Genomic DNA, 18,422 nt, shown 5'->3' with positions numbered 1-18,422 from the left:
GATTCGGGGGCGGCTCCTCCGCAGGAGCCGTGTAGACCGGTGTCTCCCCGCCCTCGTCGGGTGCGGGGTCGAGCGGGGAGCCGTCGGGCATGGTTAGATCCACCTTCCGGTGTTGAGGTCGGATGCTGCTGACGCGTCGGCCATCTCAATGCGGGTGTCGACGATGTCGGTGATCTCACGGTCGCCCACGTAGACGTGGACCACGGCGTTCAGCGACTGGGTAGCCGCCGAGCCCGCCTTAGACGATCGGATGTCGTCCCACTGGCCGGAGGTGAATACCGGCTCCGGCTGCCCCGTGCCGTTGGCGACGAGGTTGAGGCCGGGCTGAAGATAGCCACCGTTGTCGTACCAGTGCGGCGATCTTGCTTGCCACTTCGACCAGGCTTCGGCAGGAGAGCCGTAGTCGGGTCGGCCCTTGATGTACCCAAGCCCCCACTTGATCTGAGTGAGCGGGTTGGTGCGCCAGTCGGATCCGACCGATGCCATCTTGCTTCCGGGGAGCGCCTGCGGGATGCCGTAGGCTGGGCTATTCGGGTTCTGGGCGTTGACACGCCATCCCGACTCGTGCTGCCACAGAGCCTTGAGTGGGGCCCACTGGGAGTCGCCCCATCCGAACTCGCCGAGCATCTGCCGAGCTGCGGTCTGAGCGGGACCGGTGGCCGTTGCGCTGCCCGCGGACCCAATCGACGGCCTGAAGCCGTACACGCCGTCGAAATAGCTGTCATGCGCGCCACGTGCGGACTTGCCGACGTGGATGCCGCCTGCACGGGACTCGACGTTGACGCCCGCGAGCGTGCCGGCCGTGTGGCCGACGCCCTTGTTGGTGACACCGATCTGGAACGGTGCCGCCAAGTTGTGCACCCAGCCCGCGGGGGCACGGTCACCGGAGAATGCACCGGTTGCCCACCGTCGGTGCGGGGCCTGGCCGCGGATGACGGACTCAATGGCGGACATGAAGCCGGAGCAGTCCCACGAGGGGTTACCGTTCCCACCCCACTGATAAGGCTTGCCGTTCTGCGTCTTGGCCCACGCGAGACCGCGCGCGACGTTCGCACCTCCGTCGCCCCCGCCACCCGATAGCCAGCCAAGTGCCTGATCTTTCAGACCACTCAGCATCCGCATGGGTAGCTTGGCGATTTCCTTTGACCACGGGTTTTTTCGGATCGGGTCCATCATGTTACTGACGGCATTACTCGCCTGGCTGAACAATCTCGTAGGGTTCAGCGAGTCAGCAGCTCCGGAAACGAAGTCTCCGACAGCCTTACCCTTGTCCTTGAACCAGCCGACGATGCCACCGTCCTTGAATGCAGGTGTTCCGGCGCTGATTGCGCGCTGCACGCCTGCCACGCCTCCGCCACGAGCTGCGGCATTGAGAGCGTGAATCCGTCCCGCGCCAACTGCGCGCGTCACCTCGGGGCGCATGATGGCCTCACCACCGCCAACGGCGATCAGCTGGTTATCACGACCTGGGGTGTAGCCGGGAATGACGCCGCCAGTTGCGTAACCCTTCATCGCCGTTAGCTTCTTGGCGCCCGTGATCCTGGCTACGTTATTCCAGAGCGGGACGATAGCCTCGTTGTATACGTGGTCGACGACGAACTTGACGGGCTTCTTCGCGATACCCGCGATCTCGTCCCACGCTTTGCGAATACTGTCGCGTCCGACGCCGAAGGAAGACGCTACCGACGCAACAGCCTTCTTCATAGCGTCGAACGGCGGTTTAATGCCCTTGTTGTAAAGCCAGCTCGCCTTGTCGCCAATCCAACCAAAAACCGGCTTGATCGCGTTACTCCAGAGCCATTTCGCCCCGGTACCGACGTCGCTGAACTGCCCCTTGATGCTGCGGAAAGCTGGCTTGATGGCCTTGTCGTACAGCCACGTTGCCTTGTCTCCTATCCAGCCGAAAACCGGGGAAATGACGCTCTTCCACAGCCAAGTTGCCCCGGCTCCAATGGCGTTGAACGAGGGTTTGATCGCGTTCTTCCACAACCAGGAAGCCGTAGCTCCGAGAAGCTTGAACGCCAGATACGCAGGCGTGAGCAGCACTACCACCAGTGCCGTGAACAGCATCTTCGCGTAAGGCGCGATGAAGTCGAACGCTGGCTTGATGGCGTTCTTCCACAACCACATTGCGGCTGCTCCAACCTTCTGGAGCGCCCACCAAATAGCGTCGAAGGTGGGCTTCAGGACCGCGTCCCACAGGAACATGGTCGCGACCTTGATACCTGCCCAAGCGGTGTCGACCGCTACACGGAACCAAGTGAAGTGCTTGTAAGCGTAGATGACACCGATCACGAGGAGCGCGATTACCAGGACGATAGCCTCAATGACCGGGACAATTCCCGTTGCCTGAACCGCTGCGCCCCATCCCGCCGTCGCCAAGGTCATACCGGCCATCGCGATCTCGTAGGCAGCCGACGCCCCCGCCAGTGCCAACATTCCGAGTTTCACGGCCTTGTTGGCGGCGTACAGCCCCCACAGAAGCTGAATAGCTCCGGGGAAGTTCGTCGATACCCATGAGATGGCATCGAAGAGCGGTGCTAGTACTGTGAACATCGCACCGGATAGCGGCGAAATAGCCTTCGACAGATCCAGTGCAGATGACAGGACCTTGCCGAGGAACGAGGCCAGCCCTGGAGCCGTCGACTTGACGTATGCGAGGAACTTCTCAAATGCGGGAGAGCCTTTAAGGCTGCTCCCCCAACGCGCGAAACGACCGGTGACTTTGTCGGACTCCTTGACGATTCCGTCCATGTGAGGAAGGAACGCGTCGATCATCCCGGCAACACCCTTGAGAACGTTCCCAAACGCCGTTCCGATGCCGACGATTGCAGGCTTGGCGGATCCGTCGATGTCCTTCTTGAAGCTCTTCCAAAAAGGCTGCTTCAGGTTCGCCGACGCCTTGTCGAAGAGGCTCCCGATAGCGTCGGCCGCAGCCGCCACCAAAGGCGTCAGACCGGGAAGTGATCCCTTGGCCGCATTCACGCCGCGCACGAAGAGCGGAAGTGTCTGCGGCTGAAGGGACTTTGACCAGTCGGTGAATGCCTGCTTGAGCCCCGTCGGGCCGGCGATCGAGTCGTACAGGTCACGCTGCTCAGGCGTCAGCTTGGCGAGTGCCTTGCGTAGTTCGTCGGTCTTCGTGACCGCCTTCGTCGACGTGTCGATGCCCGAGAGGCGGGCCGACTGCACGCCCCGTTCTGCCGACGCGATGGAGTCAGCCGCGGACACCTGAGCGTCAGCAGCCGCCTGGACCGCCTTCGTCACCCCGCGCTGAGCGTCCGCGACGGTCTGGGCGGCGTCGGCCTGTGCGCGAGCGGCTTCCCGCTGAGCGTCGGCAACGGCCTTCGTCTGGTCGGCTACGTTGCGCTGAGCGTCGGCGACACCCTGAGCGGCGGACTTGACCGCAGCGTTCCCGCTGATGCCTGCCTTCTGCTGAGCAGCGGCAGATTTCTGGAGGTCGGCGTAGGACTGCTTCTGTTCCTTCGCGTTCTGCACCGCCTGGTCCGCGGCCAGCTGGGCTCGCTCGATCTGAAGACGGGACGAGCGCGGGTCTGCGAGGGTCTTCGCTAGATCCGCCTGCGCCTCCTGCACGCGCAGAGTGGCGTCGCGCTGGTCCAGGGCGCCGTCAGTGAGCTGGTCGTTCAGGTCCTTCAGCTGCTGCGCGGCGTCGGCACGGGCCTGCGTCAACGCCTCCTCCGCCTGCTTCGCGGAGCGCTGGGCGTCGGACAGGGACCGTTCCGCGCGCTCCACGGATTCAGCCGATGTGCGGCGCTGGTCCGCTGCACGCTGCGACGCCTGCGCGAGAGAGCGCTCAGCGTCGGCGACGGCCTGGTTCGACGAGGCAATAGACCGGGCTGCGTTGCGGTGTGCCGCTGCAAGCGACTGCTGCGCGGAGGCCATCTGGATCGCGCGCTGTTGTGCCTGAACCATCGTCTTGGCGCCGTTAGACGTCGCCGTGGTGGCGTCCTTCTCCGCGGCTGACTTCGCTGCAAGTGCTTCCGTGACGCCCTTGATCGCGGGAATGCCTGCGAGCGCCAGGGCGCCGAGACCTGCGCCGGCTGCCGTCGCCATGGCAGCGATGGAGCCCAGACCTACGAGCGCAGCGGGTACGGCGGGGATCAGCACGAGTGCAGCAGCCTGGATCCCGAGCGCCATCAGAGCGGAGGAAGCTCCAGCTGTGTCCGCAACGGCCCTGATGTTGAACGTGTCGCCACGGTCGGCCAATGCGTGCAACGCAGCGAGCTGCGCGGAGGCGGCTGCGGCATCGACGCGCACGTCAATGTGCGGACTGCGCGCGGCCAACGTCTCCAGCTTGACCTTGATTTCGTCGATCTTCGCCAACGCCGTTGCGGCGTCGATGTCGATCCCGACACGGGCATCAGAGAGTGCCGCCAACTGCGCCCGCAGGGACTGGATTTGGGCCCGTGCAGGGTCTGTGTCCGCATCGATGTTGATCTCAGGCAGGGATGCCTGTGCCTCCGCGACAACGGCGCGCAACTTGGCACCGAACGTGCCGTCGGTCTCCAGCCGAACGCGCCCCGGAGTCGCGGTTACGGCTGCGATCTCGTCGCGGATCTCCACGAGAGCAGCACGAGCGGCGGCAGTGTCAACGCGCACCGCAACATTGGGGTGCGCCGCCCCGAGGACACGCAGCTTCTCTTCCAACTTGTCGACCTCGACGGCAGCCGCCTCCGCGGACACGTCGATGCCAATTCGCTTGGTGGAGAGAGATTCCATCTTGGCCCGGATGCGGTCCAGTTCGGCGTCAACGCCCGTGTCTCCGAGTTTGACGTTCAACTTCGGCATGGCCTTGAAGGCGGCGTCGAGCTTGCGCCGGATAGAGCGGCTGAACGCACCTCCGGCGTCGTCACCTTGACGGCCCGCAGCGCGAACGCCCGCCTTCCCGCCCGTGTTGATGGCGTCAGGGATGGCGACGACAATACTTCTCGATATCGCGTCGCCCATCTTCCGGCCAGCCTCTTCGCCGACTTTGTCAGCGATGGGGAGGACAAGGGCCTTCAGGCGAGTGTGGAAATTCGGAACAATGGGCACCACGTCGACAGCAGCACTGCCTACAATGTCAAGATCTGGCATCACGCCTCCTACGGCTGGTTTCTCAGCCGCGGATCAAGCGCGCGGCGCTGCTCGTCGGTCAGCCCCTGTCGGGCGCTGTTCGACGTCGGGGGTATTCCGGGGCGTGAAGTGGGCGTGAAATCGGGTGGTTTGCCTCCGGCTGCTGCAATGGCTACCGACCGCGAGAGTGTGATCTCGTCTTTGATGCCAGCGAGGAGCATTTCCACACCACTCCAAGCCGCCCGATCGGGGCGGTAGTTGCCGGGTGTTGAGAGCGCGTTCTCGGGTATCGCGTTGCGTATCTCCGTCTTCGTCGCTGACTCGGGCGGGAGGTGCTCGATCAGAATTCGGAGGCGACGGATAGACAGCCCTCCGCGGTAGACGTCCAGTAGGTCGATACCGCGGAACGCTAGATCCGCCTCTAGCGCCTCCGCGTGCTCCGTGAGGACTTCGAGGGTCCACCAGACTTTCCCGGGGCCTCCCCGGATGCCTCCATGGCTGCGGACGTAAATTCGTTGATCTCGTCAAACGTGGCGTCAGTGTCTATGAAAATCTGAACGTCGTCCTCGTGCAGCGCGCCTTCGGCCCATGTGTCGTAGTCGCCCAGCCGCAGGGCTCGGAGGTACGACGGACGCCACTGGCCCACCGCCTTAATCCGCAGGTCGCGCCCGGCCAGCTTGGCGACGCCGTAGCCGTCAGCCGCTTCGATCTCCTGGTTAGCAGCAGCGGTGTTCTCAGTCATGCGCGCGGGTCTCCTATGTCAGGTGAGTTCAATTGCGCGGGTCGGTAGTTCAGTGGTGAAGCGGAGCCCCGGACCCGCGCGGTACAGGGCTCCACTGGAATGCGTGGGCGGCTATCTCAGCTGCCGCCACCCTCGGTGGGGAAAAACCCCGAGACGTCGACGCCGCCATACGAGAGGATGCGCTTCACAGCGTTTCCGGTGGCGCCCTTGTAGAACGTGAAAGTCATTTCCACGGACATAGCGTCACCGGTCTGCGGCTGTTCGTCGCCCCTCTCGGTGACCTTTCCGTTCGGCATGTAGAGGCGCATCTGCTTGTCACCGTCCATGGTGTCGAAGCAGAATGCATAGCGGAGGTCGTTCGGCTGGTCTGGGAGGTCGTACGACGCCATGTCGGTCGTCGGCTTCAGCAGGGACGCCGGAACGTTGTCGTACAGGCTGCGGACGAGAGGGTTAATACCCTCCAGGAAGGTGACCTGAAGGCTCTTCGTGCTCTTCGTCAGAAGAGTACGAATGGGCTCCAGGCTGCCAGCCGCCTCGATGTCCTTGGTCTCTTCGGTAATCTTGAAAAGCCCGCCGTCGGTGGTCACCCACCCAAGGCACTGCCACGGGTCAGCAAGGTCAGCGAAACCGGTGGGGGAAATGGTGTTGAGTGGCGCCATACTGACGAGGTAGTCAGTAGCGCCAAAGGTCAGATCCGCATTGCGGGTGTCCGCCATGATGCCTCCAAGGCATGCGAAAGTTCCGCGCAATTCGATTCACGCGGATGAGTGGTCAGGTGGCTATGCGTCCCGGAGGCTCACGGTGTACGTGGCGCCACGCCGGTGGATGGCCTCGTTGGCCCACGGCTGGCGGGACGGTCCGGCATCACAGCGGACGGAGCGGATAACCGCGCCGTTCACGGGACCAGTGAGGAACACGAGCGCATCCCTTACGCAGTCGGCCAGTGATCGCGCCTCGTCGGCCGTGGCCGCGAACACGTCGACCGCCACGGTCGGGCGCCGCGTGAATCTGTCGTCGCTGCCGCCGAGCCGCTCCACGCGGATGACGGGTAGACGCTGCTCCAGGTCGGCGGGAGTTTCAGCACAGCCGAACGCGCCGAAGGTTGCTTCCGCCCAAGGGGCTAGAACCGCTTCGATGTCAGCCACTGTGCGACGCCTTCGCAGCGTCGATCGCCTTCTGAAGTGGGGCGTACCGCGGAACACGCCCATCTCCGTGCTCCACGCGCCAGGCATGGGGAGCACGGTTGATCACTCTGGCGCTGCCACGCTGCCGGGGCTTGCCCCTGAACGGAACGTTCTTATAGATCGGCAGTACCTCGAACGACGCGCGGTACATCCCAGGGTGCCGATCCTCTTCGGGGTCTCCCGTCGGGGATACGGTCTGTGCCTCTGCCATGATCTTTCCGGCGGCTACGAGGCACGGAGCCTGTAGCCAGGGCCTCGTCAGCATCTTGCCGATGCCGGAGTATCGACCGGTATAGCGGGATCGATACGCCATCAGCCGGTCACCTCCTTCAGAGCCGCCTCCACGCGTGCCAGTGACGTCAGCGGGAGGATGAGCGGGGTACCAATCACGTCCCACTTCTCACCGTCGCGCGTGATGCGGTCGCCCGAGCGAACGTCAGTGCCGAGCGGAGCGGCGAACACCCGCCGAGTGGTGACGGTGTCCGACGCGTCGTGCACCTCGGAGGACGAGCCGACCGTGACGCCATAGGGGCTCATCACTGCGCAGCGCGTCACCGTGATGTACGTCAGTGGACCGGGCACGTAGGTGCCGGTGGAGTCCCGTGTAGGTTCGCCGGCCCGCTCGATCTGCCACGTCTGTGACATGAGGTCGGAGATCAGCCCCATACGGCCCCCCAGCGCTCCAGGCCATCGCAAGTGTCCTGCGGCGCGATGTTCAGCGAAGAGGCGCCAGAAGCCAGCCCTACGGCCCGTCTCAGGCGTCTACGCTCGTCGTCCGACAGAGCCTTGCCGATCTGTCCGGCGAAGTAGCTGATCAGCATTCCGCCTGCTTGCTCGGAGCTGACGCCCCCCGCGTTGGTGAGCACTCGGGAGGCCAGCGACAGCGCGATCGTCTTCACTCCGGGCTGCGGGGGGTCTGTCAGTCGGCCCCCCACTTCACCCGCGATGGTGTCTGTGGTCATCAGGTCGATGACCGCGAACTGATCGACGGTGTAGGCGCGGCCCGTCAGCGCCTCCAACTCACTCTGCACCAGCAGCGCCATCGCCCACCGCCTTCCGGCGTGGAGCCGCGCGCTTCGCGGGAGCCTTCTTGGCGGGGTCGGGGTCCGTAAGGCGCCTTACGGTAGGCAGCTCGCCACCCTCCCACGCCATCGGGTGTGTGATCTCGCCCTGTGCCCACTCGGGCACCTCGTCGTCAGGGCCGAACACGTGGATCTGGCCCGCGCTGTCCTTCACATGGACATGGGCTCGTAGCTTGGCCACAGTTCGGCCCTTTCCGTGAGTGTCTTACGTGATCAGGCGAGCACAGTGGCCGCGAACGTCAGGTCAGGAGCCGCCACGACCGGGAGGACGATGGCCGTCGCACGGGTCCACACGGTCTGTGGGTCCTCGCTCTTGTAGCCGCCAACCGCCACCCCAGCGCCGTCACCGGCCAGGCCGTACCGCGGGTCGTTCGCCTCGACCGGGACGCCCCACAGGGTCTGACCGGCACTGGGACCCTGCGCGGGAAGGAATGCCAGACCGTTCGCGGGAGTGATGCGGGTCGCCACGCCAGCAACAGACACTTGTGCGTCGTAGATCTCGACGGGCGGAATGTCGTACTGCCCGAGCGTGGTGTTCAGCATGTCCCGTGTCAGGATGCCGGGTGCACCGTTCTGCCCAGCGAACGCAAGCGCGATCATCTGGGGGTTGGTCCGCATGGCGTTGTAGACCTTGCGGGACATCAGCGTCGTGGTGGGCATCACGCCGTTGGTGGCGTTGTAGGTCTCCAGCCATGCCTGAAGGTCGTCAAACGCCTTGGCGGTCGGATCGCTCCACACCTTCGTAGCAGTGACGGTGTGCGAGGCGTTGCGGCCGAAGTCGACCGACGCCTGAACGTTGTTCTCGTTCAGGTGAACAGCGCCAGTGAACAGCGCCTCGCCACGAGCCAGCTCGGTTCGGGCCGCGATGGCACTGACAAGCTTGACGGCGTCGGATTCCATGGCGTCGCGGATCTCAGCGTTCTGAGAGTCGACGTTGCGCATGCGGATCTGCTCGTACTCGCCTACCGGCATCTTCCGGCTGATGGCAGGCAGTTCGCCGCTCACGCGGGCGCCACCAGACCGGCTACCGATGTCCGACTCAGCGTCGTAGGCGCGGTAGACAGCCGCCTCAACGAGACCACCACCACCACGGTTGAACCGGAACGAAAGGTCGTTGACCGTGTGGTTCGGCAGCCAACGGTTCAGACTGAACTGGTTCTCTTCCCTGTCCCGGAGTGCCTCACGGGCGTAACCCGTGAGTTCCGCGGGGGTCGCGTACTCGGTGATGAGCTGCATTCTGTACTACCTCTCAGACGAAGATGATGCGGCCGGCGACGTCGATCTTCCCGGCAGCGTCGACGGCGACGGGGAGCTTCGCCTCGCGGATGAAGCAGTGGACGAGCATCGAGCCGACGACCTTCGTCGAAGCGACGCGCCGCGCATTGACGTCCTGCGCGGTGAAGAGGAAGCCCACGAGGGTCTGACGACCATCACTCGCGGCGTCGTCGTAGGGGCCGTAGAGCCCGGTCGCGGTGATCTTCCCCAGCGGGACGCCGCTCTTGATGTAGCCGTCCGGGTAGTGGGTGCCGGCGGTGAACTTCGAAACGTCCAGGGTTGCCGAGACGGGGGCGTCGGTGCCGTGGGCGGACCCCAGCCAGTCTCGACGGTCCTGCGTGAACGACTCAGTCTTGAGGCTGAGGTCCATGGTTCCTCCATAGAGTTGGTGATCAGTTCTTGCCGTGCTTGGCGCGGTACCTCTCGGCTCCGCTGGCAGTGCTGGCAGACGCTCCGACGTCGACGCCACGCGGTCCGCCAGCTCGGGCGACAGGGGCGGGGCTCATGCTCGACGCGGGAAACAGAGACAGCAGCTCATCGGCGTCGGCCTCCAGCTCCTCCCGAGTGCTACCCCTGAGTCGGTCAGCTTGCGCGGGAGTCAGCGCCTTCTCAGCGGCTACGCGCAGTCGCAGAGCTTCGGCACGCGCTTCGTCCCGCTCACGTTCCGCGGCCGTGCGCTTGTCGGTCTCTGCCGCCTTCTCAGCCTGGAGACGCTCAGCGTCGGAAAGCTGTCCGGCCTTGTGAGCCGTCAGCTCAGCAGCAGCCGCGCGGAGTTGCTCCAGTTCCGCAGCATCCGGAGCCTGTGAAGCGCGCTGCTCGTGCTTCCGGCTCTGATACTTCCAGTACGCCGCCTGATGCTCCGCGGCCATCTCGGTTACGGGAGTGGCGTCCGGGTAGCCGTGCTCGTTGACGGCAGGCGTGGTGATCTCGTCAGGCATGCAGTGTTCCCCTGTCGGGAGTCGTCAGCCCATGGCGGGCGTCAGGTCGGAAGGTTGACGTCGTCAGGGCCAGTGAAGCGCTGCCCCCGGTACCCGAGCACAGGGCCAATTTCCCCGTGGTCGTGCGAAACGATGATCTTGCGGTAGTCGACTGCTCGGCCTCCGCGGTCGAAGGTTCCCAGTGCCGCTTCCACGGCGTTATGGATCGCGTCGAGCTTCTCCTCGTCGATGACCTGGCCGGGGTCGTAGTCGGCCTTGACGGTCTTCACCAGGCAATCGCAGCCCGGGTGGATCGGGGCAAGATCTTTCTTGTGGTAGCGCTGTGTCGACGCGATCAAACACAAGGCACAGTTGTATTCGCCCTGTAGCTCACGAATCGTGTACTCGACGCCTGGCTGTTCGTCGGCCACTTCCCGCACCGTGTGCGTGCGAGTTAGTTGCAGATCGGTTTTCGCCAGGATCTCCAGGCGGTTGCCTCCGCGCTCGGTGGCGACGTCCAGCGGCTCACCCTGGGACAGCGCGTACCAGACATCATGGAACGGCCGCGCATAGACCTCTTCGGGGTCGACGTCGCGAAGCGCACGTCCGGTCACCTTGTCGAAGTCGAGATTTACGCGAGACCGTTCGTCTGAGATGTCTTTGTACAGCTGCTCAAGGTACGTAGCCGTCAGAGAGGCGATGTTTCGCTGACCGGCAAGCAGAATCGGCAACGCCGTCTTCTGGAATCGCGTGATGTCGGCGTCACGGTATGAGCCAAGCCCGGTCCACGTGCGAGCAGTGCGGCCAAGAACAGTCGTCCAAATGCCGCTGATAACCCGCCCGTACTTGCGATCAAGCGGCGTCAGTGACATCAGCACGTCCGATCACAGTCCGCGAATCACGCTGAATCGGGATCGGCGTAGGCTGCGCGTCCGTCGCGACGTCGGCGTTCAGCGCGTCCGCCGCACGGTCGATCTCCATGCGGGCAATCTGCGTCGGGGTATATCCCATGTCCTCCATGCGCTGCCGCCACGGGACGCCGGCCGCTTGCTTCTTCACAGCAGCGTCAGCCAGTTCGGAGACCGTGCGAGACTCAGGATCTCGCCAGACGGTTTCCAGGTCGTATGCGTTGGCCTTTTCCTCATCACCCAACACGCGGAAAGCCAGGCGCATTACGCCTTCCCAACCTTCACCAAGCTCGGTCTGACGATCCTTGACCTTCGCCACCAAACCAGTCTCCGCGGCCTTTAGAGCGTCGCCACTCACATTCACCACTGCGCCAATTAGATAGTGCGGGGGTGTCCGGGAGATCGCGGCGAGATCCTGCACGGCAGCAGTCACAGCGCGCACATACGGCGCCAAATCAGTTGCCGCGAATTCCCCAAAACGCACTTCGGGGTTATCGGTCGTCCAGAGTTTCCGGATGTCCAGCTGGAACGGCTGGATCGCTTTCCCGGTAATGGGGTCCTCGTCGACCTCCAGGCCAGCGGCGTACCTTTGCCGGAATGCTCCGTAGCGCATTGCGGCGACGAGATTGATCAGCGAGAGATTGATACGGTTCTGAATCGACAGAACGTCCTCATGCTCCGCGAACCCCTCCGGTCGCCGGTTGCGACGGTTGACGAACGGCACAAGCGGGACGTCACCAAGCAAGTTCGGCGCCCGTCCGTCGGTGTTGTTGGGAAGCGCCATGGCATCCCAACTGCGGAGCGTCGCAGCGTCCCCAGCAAATACCGGCGCCTGCGACTTGGTCGCGAACTCGTAGATATCCGTGGGCGTCCAGAGCGTTGCCCGAGTGTCGCCAGTCCAGTCGTCGCGCCATAGCTTGAGGCCGGCGGCCAGATTTCGGCGGCTCCCCTGTTCGTGCTCGACAGCTACCTGTCGGGGCGTCTCGTGCGTCAGTACCGGTCGGCCGTCGGGTCCACGCTCGATGAGCACGAAGGCTCTGCGCTGAGATATGGCGCCGTAGTGGACAAGCCCGGAGTCTGCGCGCATGTGGTTCTCACGCCAGATGCGGTTGGCGTCGTCGTCGGCCTTGACGCTGTCTCCAGCTCCGTCAGTTCCGCCGAAGCGGAAGCCGTCGACTCCGAGTCGCTCAGTCGTCGAATCCAGCACGAGAGAAGCCCAGTTGGTTCGAGCGTCCTTCATCCACGCTGCGACCTCCGTCGGGTCGATGCCCGGCACGTGAGGAAGCGGCGGCTTACCTTCGGCGTAGCGCGTCAGGGTGTCGAGCCCTGGGATAATCTCGCCGTCGGCGTCCTGGTGGTCTTGACGCTCATCGAGCATCTTCTTACCGAGCCGTTGCAGCCACCATCCGGGAGATTCGACCTTTGTTGCGTCAACAGGCACTTGCGGACCTCCTTAGAAAGCTACGAGACGACCCGAGCGCTTCTTGCGCTTGGTGATTCCTGCTGCAACGGCATCGGCGCGACACTCATAGGCGAGGGTCGCGCTCATGGCGGCGTCAATCTTCTTGGGCGACTTCGGGTGTTCCTTGCCAATGCCGATGTGATTGCGGCCCATCGGGCGTCGCTTGGCGTTCAGCACGTGTCGAGTGAGCGTGACACCCAACTTGGAATAAGGCTCGGCGTCTTCTGCCTTGTCGGTGCCGGCGAAGCTGAGTGCCTTGTCCGCCACGGCTTCCACGAATCGGTCTAGCGCGTGTTCCATGACGGTGGGGCGTGTCGTCCACCATTCCAGTGGGCGAGCCTGTGTGGCGCTCACCTGGAGGCCCTCACCGTGCTCTGCGGTCCACTTGTCTACGTAGTCCTGCCACTTCGGCGGGTCACAGTAGAAGCCGCAAACCTCGTACTTCTCGAAGGCACGGGCAACGGCGCTGTCGACAGATTCGCGATCAACTTGCCAACCTTCACCCTCCGGGCCTTCCGGCTTCTCCCAGCAGCCGAGTAACTGAAGGTGGCCGTCAGACACTCGACAGGCGACGAGGGCGGTTGCGTCGTCGTTGATGGAACCGTCAAAGCCCATCGTGACCAGTTCGCCAGCGGCTATCTCCTCCGCGCGCCGGCATAGGGCCCACGCGTCGGGGTCCATCCATGCATCAGAGGATGAGGTACGGGAGTTGAGGAAGTACCTTTTGCCGTCGGCGCTGTCGTTACGGAGGTCGTAGAAGTCGTCAACTAGCGTGTCTTCATCGATCCACTCCATCGCGTCGCCATAGGCGTCACGGAGGGCGGCCCGTAGCTCGACTTCGTCTCTCAGATCCTTGACGATGCCGTACCGGTGGTCGTACATCAGCCTCGCGCGCCCGCGTTTCTTGCGGCCCTCCGAAATGGCTGTTGCCTCTTCGTAGGTGCGCTCTGCAACGGAGTCTTGCCCCGGGGCAAACATCGTGGTCGTTTCGAGATACCACGTCTGCGCGATCTTCTTACGCTTACGCAGATTTCGCGTCACCGTCGCGTACATGCGGCGAAGTTCAGGGGTGTTGTAGAGGTGGGTTTCATCGAAGCAGACCCACGTTTCCTTGCCGCCGTCTTTCGACGAGGACGAGGCCGTTGACGGAGTGATTTCTCCGCCGTCGGGAAGGTTGATTTTCGTCAGCCCGGGATCCACGTTCGGAATGCGGCTGAGTAGCGACGCCTCGTCGGTCAGGTTGAAGTAAATGGTGTCGTACACATTCCCGGTCTGACCCTCTTCGGTGGCCATGATCCGGAGGTACGGCACAGTGACCGGACGACCCATTGGCTCGCCGGCCTCGTAGACGTACTCGAAGCCAAGCCCCCACGGGTCGTGGTAGACCTCTCCGCCCTCTGCCCAGCCGTCGAAGCGGCAGGGGCCGAAGGCTTCGAAGAGGCCAAGTCGCGCACCCAAGCCGGACTTGTCGCAGCCCTTCGGGCGGCTGAAGAAGGCGGAGTCGTAGAGGAGGCGCCCCTCCCTGTCGTCGACCGCGTAGCAGTCCACGACGAAGCCTGTGTACTCGTCCCCGTGGCGCACCGGTTCGCCCTGGACATCGCCAGGGCCGTGAACCACGAAGTACTCCATCCACGCGACCGCCATCCACCCCAGCGAGCGGGAGCGGTCGTGTCCGGGGGCGCGAACCGTTACGTGCGGCATCGGCGCCCCCTCTCTGTAGTTAGCCGGTCAGCCTCGCTCTGCGGGCGTTGATGTCGGTGACTTCTCCGGAGCGCTGTACGGGCGCCTGCGGGCGTGTAACGGGCTCGTCGACCTTGAGCTTCAGCCGGGCCCTGTCCTCCGGCGTGGCGCCGAACTTGGCTGCTCTCAGGCGCACTTCGGCGGCCAGCGTCCATTGCCCCTTGTCCCACATCGAGTGGTGCATGAGGGCAGTGTCGATCAAGAACGCCCAGTCGGTGTCAGTGAACGTCTGCGCCTGCGCGCTCTCGCGCCAGGTCTTCCACCACAGCAGCGTCATGGGGTGCCACTCGGTGAGTTCACCGGTCTTGGTGTTTACGCCGAGCACACCCTCCGGGAGCTCCGGACCGCGGAGTTCGTCGTCGGGGACGATCACGGTCTCCGGCTCGGAGGCGTTGCGCCGACGGCGCGTAGACGGGTCTTTCGGCGCGGGGCCTCGTCCAGCCATATGAACTCCCTTCAGTTTGAGGCCGCGTCCGCCCCATTGTCGCGCTCATTTGAGCCATCATGCGCTCAATTCACGAGTTATCCGCAACCCTTCACCCCAAGAATTGGCACTGGGTACGCGGAGCCAAATGCCTACCCACAGGTAACAAATAAAATTGGGCGCATGAGCCGAACAGCAGAAGAGCGCCGTCGGCCACCTCAGCTCGAACTTCGCTGCGGGGGCCTGCATCTGACCATCCAAAGGATTCCGGCGTGGCTGATCACGCTAGTGACTACTGCAACCGGATCTGCCGTCGCGTGGTGGACGAGCCGATAGGCGGCGCCCCATACCGGGAGCTATGCCGTCAGCTTGGCCACTACCGCCGAAAGGTCAGCGAGGATCGACGGCGAAGAACCATGTCGGCGCCCCGTCATCGTGATGTAGCGGCCGGTCCCGTAAATCTCCACGGCCGTACCGTCGGGGCGTCGAATGCGGCGTCCCTGTCGGACGTCAGCACGGCCCCAGATGTGCAGCCCATCACCGGACGGAGACACCTCTACGTAGGTGGTGCCTGCGTCTCGCACGATGGCTGCGGCCCACGGAGTCAGACGTCCCGTGAGCTGTTCAAGGCAATGGTCTAGGTCGATACAGACCACGTCGTCGACGTCGGAGAGCACGAAGCCCAGCCCGACGCCAGCCGACGAGGCAGCAGCGTCCCTGTAGGTCCCCCACGTCCGCGCGTCCGTCGAAGACGCAGCCATGCCGGCCACCGTCAACGGGCGTTTGTCCGCGGCTCGTCGTACCCACCTGTCGCGGTTGACGAGTTCGTTGGGGAACGTGCGCTTCTTGTCCGCGCGGTGTGAAGCCACACGGCAACGGGTGGAGCAGAAGCGGGCTCGGTGCGAGTGTCGCGCTCCGAGCTGCTTCGGGCACCACTCGCAAGTTCGTGTGTTCACGGGTCCAGCCTAACATGCGGCGTGTAACGGTAAAAGGGTGTGTGACCTGCGATCTCATGCAGCGTCAGGCGTGGGGCGCGTAACGGTAAATGGCCCCGCCTCCACCCCCAGGTGCCCCCAGGAAGCCCCGGGCGGGCGCCTGACGGCCTACCAGGGCAGGCGGCTTCACGGCCCGATTCCAGGTCCCCAGACCCGTACAGACCGCGACGCCCAGCACCTTTACGGTCTTCAAAGACCAAGATCGGGGATCACCCCCTGGGTGATCATGGTCAGGCGATCTTCGCCGTGAATCCGGCACGAGGTGCGCGACGATCACCGTCAGCATGCTCGCCGCGGATCTCCAGACGGCTCGGGACGAGCGTGATCGTCACCGTCGTCAGATCGCGGTCAGACTGAGTTCCGACGTTGATCTTTGGAGCCTTCGCGAGTCGACCAACATCAACACCATTGACGATCACGCGCGTAACGCTCAGTCCATCCTCGCCCGTGTCGTCAGCCTCCTCCAGAACCACGTGAGCACCGCTCATGGGCTAGTCCTCCAGTGCCGGATGCGTAGGACGTGGGCGGTGCACGCTCACGCGCGTGAGGCTGGCTGCTGTGCCGCCCTCACTGCTGCTCTTCTGCCGGTGATGCCACGCGCACAGGAGCCGCAGGTTCTCATCCCTGTGGTCGTCGCCAGGGGCGATGTGGTCCACGTCGGTACCCGGCAGATCGCACCGCCGGCCGTCGCTGTGCAGCGCCGTGCACTGGCCACCGTCGCGGCGGATGATGCGGCGCCGGATCCGCGGCCAGTCCTTCGGCAGACGGCTTCGACGTGTACTTCCTTCCCACGCCATCGCACATCCTCCGAGGGTCAGTTGCCGTACTGTCAGGGTCAGTTCGCGGTCTGGGGAGGCCGCTCAGCTCAATTGGGGGGACCATGCGTCTCAGTCGTATCGCCATGTCCGCAGTGCCGCTTGTCGCAGCGTCAGCGCTCGCCGCTGGCTGCTCCTCCGACAGCCCGGCAAAGGCTCCGCACACGGCTGCACCAGCGCCCGCGAAGAAGGCCGCGGAGGAAGCTCCGGCGCCTTCCCCGTCCGCCCCCAAGGCACTGGCTCTGAAAATCGGGGAGAGCGGTGAGTACGTCACGGGGCAGATGAGCGACGACGGAGACCGGATCGTCACGACGACCCACATGCGCGTGACTGCTGTCAGCGCGAAGTACGTGACGCCCGCAGAAATCGACACGACGAACAAGCCCGAGAAGGGCCAATACGTCGTCCTCACCCTCACCGTGACGAACGTCGGCACAACGCCGGCGGAGTTCTCCGCCTACGGCATGATGCAGTGGGAGGACGCCAAGACAGCGGCTCAGGACTGCACCACGCTGGAAGGTGTGGGAGACGGGCCGGACCTGGACACCACGTACAAGCCCGGACAGTCGGCCACGGGCAAGCTGGTGCTTGACGTCGGGCACAAGGACGGCGTCGTCAGCTACAACGACAACAACAGCCCGGCGGACGGGCCGGCGTTCACGGTTGCGCTGCCTTCAGCCTGATCCACCAGGACGTAGTCAGCCCCGCTCACGGGTGAGTGGTCGTCACCGTGGCGGGGCTTGTCTGTGTCGGGATAGCAGGATTCGAACCTGCGGCCCTCCGCTCCCAAAGCGGATGCGCTGTCCAAGCTGCGCCATATCCCGTCGTGCATCACGGCAGGATTCGAACCTGCGATTACACCGCCGGGTGCGTTCTTCGGCGCGCGTGTACTGCCTCATACCGCGTGATGCGCGGGTGGCAAGGGATGGATTCGAACCACCGCCCTCCGGCGTATGAAACCGGCGCTCTACCGCTGAGCTACCTAGCCATGGCCCTGGCGACATCAGCGAGCTGGCATACGAACTGTGTCCGTCGTCGCTCTCGCTGAGCGGTCCACCAGGGCTTTACACCCTTGGCATCAACAGCCGGGTGTGAAACCGGCCTAGCCAAGGGGGAGCGCACCGTAGCCCCAGGAAGCCCCGTAGGTGCACGTCGTGCGTCGTCCCGGAATCGAACCGGTCAAGTCGGTGCCCCGACCAGGGGTTTACAGCCCCCGTTGCGTCCCAGCGCCCAACGCGTGTGCCGGGGCTCATCCACTACCCGGCTGCGCGGCCCAGCTCATATCGTGCCGCTACAAGTCTGCAAGTAGGGCAGGCCAGGCTCCGCGCTAGTCGCCGGAATCCGTCCACCCGCCCTACTGGTTGAAGGGGCCGGCGTCGCTCAACCTGGCTCGACCCGGAGGAGAGTACGGGGAGCACGAGGGAGCGACGCCGGCGAGAGGGTCTCGCGCGCGTGCGCGTAAAACCCTCTACTACAGTTATGGGTCGGCAGGGGGGTAAATGTCAGATGCGACTTTTCAGCTCCTCGTCAGCCTGCCTCCGCCCTCCGCTGGGCCGTGTGCAGAAATGCAGAACTGGACCCTATTTTCTAAACCCTCTAGAGAGTCTCTAAGGGGTTTAGAAAATAGGGTCCAGTTCTGCATTTCTGCACGGTACTGCTGCTAGTCAGCTACGCAGAGGTACAACTACTCACCGTTCACACACGGTCTGTAGTTATCCACAGGCGCCTGTGGATAACTCAGCAGGTGGGCGGCTCCCGCGAGATGGGCGGAGGAGGCTCGGGGCGACGTGGAACGGGCTCCTGGC

The 18,422-nt window shown here is 64.2% G+C and carries 16 protein-coding genes and 3 tRNA genes; 1 reads left to right on the top strand and 18 read right to left on the bottom strand.

Annotated elements, in window-relative coordinates:
• Positions 1–93: 93 nt before the first annotated feature.
• The 15 genes from OG709_RS29870 to OG709_RS29800 form a co-directional block, all read right to left on the bottom strand.
• On the bottom strand, positions 94–5,094 hold the full coding sequence (locus OG709_RS29870; protein WP_329168297.1) for a hypothetical protein: 5,001 nt from the start codon (positions 5,092–5,094) through the stop codon (positions 94–96).
• A gap of 400 nt (positions 5,095–5,494) precedes the next feature.
• Positions 5,495–5,815: a hypothetical protein gene (locus OG709_RS29865; protein ID WP_329168296.1), complete on the bottom strand. Its 321-nt coding sequence runs from the start codon at positions 5,813–5,815 to the stop codon at positions 5,495–5,497.
• Positions 5,816–5,931: 116 nt separating this feature from the next.
• Positions 5,932–6,531 (bottom strand): phage tail tube protein, encoded by a 600-nt coding sequence (locus OG709_RS29860; RefSeq protein WP_329168295.1) that lies wholly within the window; start codon positions 6,529–6,531, stop codon positions 5,932–5,934.
• Between the two features lie 63 nt (positions 6,532–6,594).
• Positions 6,595–6,960 (bottom strand): hypothetical protein, encoded by a 366-nt coding sequence (locus OG709_RS29855; RefSeq protein WP_329168294.1) that lies wholly within the window; start codon positions 6,958–6,960, stop codon positions 6,595–6,597.
• A 351-nt stretch (positions 6,961–7,311) separates the two neighbouring features.
• Positions 7,312–7,665, bottom strand: coding sequence for a hypothetical protein (locus OG709_RS29850; RefSeq protein ID WP_329168293.1), 354 nt, complete (start codon positions 7,663–7,665; stop codon positions 7,312–7,314).
• Positions 7,656–8,042, bottom strand: coding sequence for a hypothetical protein (locus OG709_RS29845; protein WP_329168291.1), 387 nt, complete (start codon positions 8,040–8,042; stop codon positions 7,656–7,658). Before OG709_RS29845 ends, OG709_RS29850 begins: the two co-directional genes overlap by 10 nt.
• A 252-nt stretch (positions 8,043–8,294) precedes the next feature.
• Positions 8,295–9,317 carry a major capsid protein gene (locus OG709_RS29840; protein ID WP_329168289.1) on the bottom strand — a complete coding sequence of 341 codons (1,023 nt, stop codon included), beginning with the start codon at positions 9,315–9,317 and terminating at the stop codon, positions 8,295–8,297.
• Between the two features lie 13 nt (positions 9,318–9,330).
• Positions 9,331–9,726 (bottom strand): head decoration protein, encoded by a 396-nt coding sequence (locus OG709_RS29835; protein ID WP_329168288.1) that lies wholly within the window; start codon positions 9,724–9,726, stop codon positions 9,331–9,333.
• A 22-nt stretch (positions 9,727–9,748) separates the two neighbouring features.
• Positions 9,749–10,294 carry a hypothetical protein gene (locus tag OG709_RS29830; RefSeq protein ID WP_329168286.1) on the bottom strand — a complete coding sequence of 182 codons (546 nt, stop codon included), beginning with the start codon at positions 10,292–10,294 and terminating at the stop codon, positions 9,749–9,751.
• Between the two features lie 41 nt (positions 10,295–10,335).
• A complete protein-coding gene (locus tag OG709_RS29825; protein ID WP_329169232.1) occupies positions 10,336–11,145 on the bottom strand; it encodes a hypothetical protein in 810 nt (269 codons plus the stop codon).
• Positions 11,126–12,622, bottom strand: coding sequence for a phage portal protein (locus OG709_RS29820; protein WP_329168284.1), 1,497 nt, complete (start codon positions 12,620–12,622; stop codon positions 11,126–11,128). Before OG709_RS29820 ends, OG709_RS29825 begins: the two co-directional genes overlap by 20 nt.
• A 12-nt stretch (positions 12,623–12,634) precedes the next feature.
• Positions 12,635–14,344 carry a terminase gene (locus OG709_RS29815; RefSeq protein WP_329168283.1) on the bottom strand — a complete coding sequence of 570 codons (1,710 nt, stop codon included), beginning with the start codon at positions 14,342–14,344 and terminating at the stop codon, positions 12,635–12,637.
• A gap of 19 nt (positions 14,345–14,363) precedes the next feature.
• On the bottom strand, positions 14,364–14,828 hold the full coding sequence (locus OG709_RS29810; protein ID WP_329168282.1) for a phage terminase small subunit: 465 nt from the start codon (positions 14,826–14,828) through the stop codon (positions 14,364–14,366).
• 335 nt (positions 14,829–15,163) lie between these two features.
• Positions 15,164–15,568, bottom strand: a complete 405-nt coding sequence (locus OG709_RS29805) for a hypothetical protein (RefSeq protein WP_329168279.1) — start codon at positions 15,566–15,568, stop codon at positions 15,164–15,166.
• A gap of 464 nt (positions 15,569–16,032) precedes the next feature.
• Positions 16,033–16,290 carry a hypothetical protein gene (locus tag OG709_RS29800; protein ID WP_329168277.1) on the bottom strand — a complete coding sequence of 86 codons (258 nt, stop codon included), beginning with the start codon at positions 16,288–16,290 and terminating at the stop codon, positions 16,033–16,035.
• 413 nt (positions 16,291–16,703) lie between these two features.
• Here OG709_RS29800 and OG709_RS29795 point away from each other — a divergent pair, with 413 nt between their 5' ends.
• Positions 16,704–17,300, top strand: coding sequence for a DUF4352 domain-containing protein (locus tag OG709_RS29795; protein ID WP_329168276.1), 597 nt, complete (start codon positions 16,704–16,706; stop codon positions 17,298–17,300).
• Positions 17,301–17,366: 66 nt separating this feature from the next.
• Here the strand turns inward: OG709_RS29795 and OG709_RS29790 are convergent.
• The 3 genes from OG709_RS29790 to OG709_RS29780 all read right to left on the bottom strand — a co-directional run bounded on the left by OG709_RS29790 (position 17,367) and on the right by OG709_RS29780 (position 17,605).
• Positions 17,367–17,441: transfer RNA gene (locus OG709_RS29790), tRNA-Pro, on the bottom strand.
• Positions 17,442–17,444: 3 nt separating this feature from the next.
• Positions 17,445–17,528: transfer RNA gene (locus OG709_RS29785), tRNA-Ser, on the bottom strand.
• A 5-nt stretch (positions 17,529–17,533) separates the two neighbouring features.
• A tRNA-Met gene (locus OG709_RS29780) sits at positions 17,534–17,605 on the bottom strand.
• Positions 17,606–18,422 lie beyond the last annotated feature (817 nt).

This window comes from Streptomyces sp. NBC_01267 (assembly GCF_036241575.1).
In the GTDB taxonomy this organism is placed as follows: domain Bacteria; phylum Actinomycetota; class Actinomycetes; order Streptomycetales; family Streptomycetaceae; genus Streptomyces.
The sequence above is the reverse complement of the archived record's forward strand: the minus strand, read 5'-3'. Positions and strand labels throughout refer to the sequence as shown.

Bases quoted from the DNA above. Each gene is read 5' to 3' on its own strand.
- OG709_RS29870 (WP_329168297.1), bottom strand. From the start codon at position 5,094: ATGCCAGATCTTGACATTGTAGGCAGTGCTGCTGTCGACGTGGTGCCC.
- OG709_RS29865 (WP_329168296.1), bottom strand. From the start codon at position 5,815: ATGACTGAGAACACCGCTGCTGCTAACCAGGAGATCGAAGCGGCTGAC.
- OG709_RS29860 (WP_329168295.1), bottom strand. From the start codon at position 6,531: ATGGCGGACACCCGCAATGCGGATCTGACCTTTGGCGCTACTGACTAC.
- OG709_RS29850 (WP_329168293.1), bottom strand. From the start codon at position 7,665: ATGGGGCTGATCTCCGACCTCATGTCACAGACGTGGCAGATCGAGCGG.
- OG709_RS29845 (WP_329168291.1), bottom strand. From the start codon at position 8,042: ATGGCGCTGCTGGTGCAGAGTGAGTTGGAGGCGCTGACGGGCCGCGCC.
- OG709_RS29840 (WP_329168289.1), bottom strand. From the start codon at position 9,317: ATGCAGCTCATCACCGAGTACGCGACCCCCGCGGAACTCACGGGTTAC.
- OG709_RS29835 (WP_329168288.1), bottom strand. From the start codon at position 9,726: ATGGACCTCAGCCTCAAGACTGAGTCGTTCACGCAGGACCGTCGAGAC.
- OG709_RS29830 (WP_329168286.1), bottom strand. From the start codon at position 10,294: ATGCCTGACGAGATCACCACGCCTGCCGTCAACGAGCACGGCTACCCG.
- OG709_RS29825 (WP_329169232.1), bottom strand. From the start codon at position 11,145: ATGTCACTGACGCCGCTTGATCGCAAGTACGGGCGGGTTATCAGCGGC.
- OG709_RS29815 (WP_329168283.1), bottom strand. From the start codon at position 14,344: ATGCCGCACGTAACGGTTCGCGCCCCCGGACACGACCGCTCCCGCTCG.
- OG709_RS29810 (WP_329168282.1), bottom strand. From the start codon at position 14,828: ATGGCTGGACGAGGCCCCGCGCCGAAAGACCCGTCTACGCGCCGTCGG.
- OG709_RS29805 (WP_329168279.1), bottom strand. From the start codon at position 15,568: ATGGCTGCGTCTTCGACGGACGCGCGGACGTGGGGGACCTACAGGGAC.
- OG709_RS29800 (WP_329168277.1), bottom strand. From the start codon at position 16,290: ATGAGCGGTGCTCACGTGGTTCTGGAGGAGGCTGACGACACGGGCGAG.
- OG709_RS29795 (WP_329168276.1), top strand. From the start codon at position 16,704: ATGTCCGCAGTGCCGCTTGTCGCAGCGTCAGCGCTCGCCGCTGGCTGC.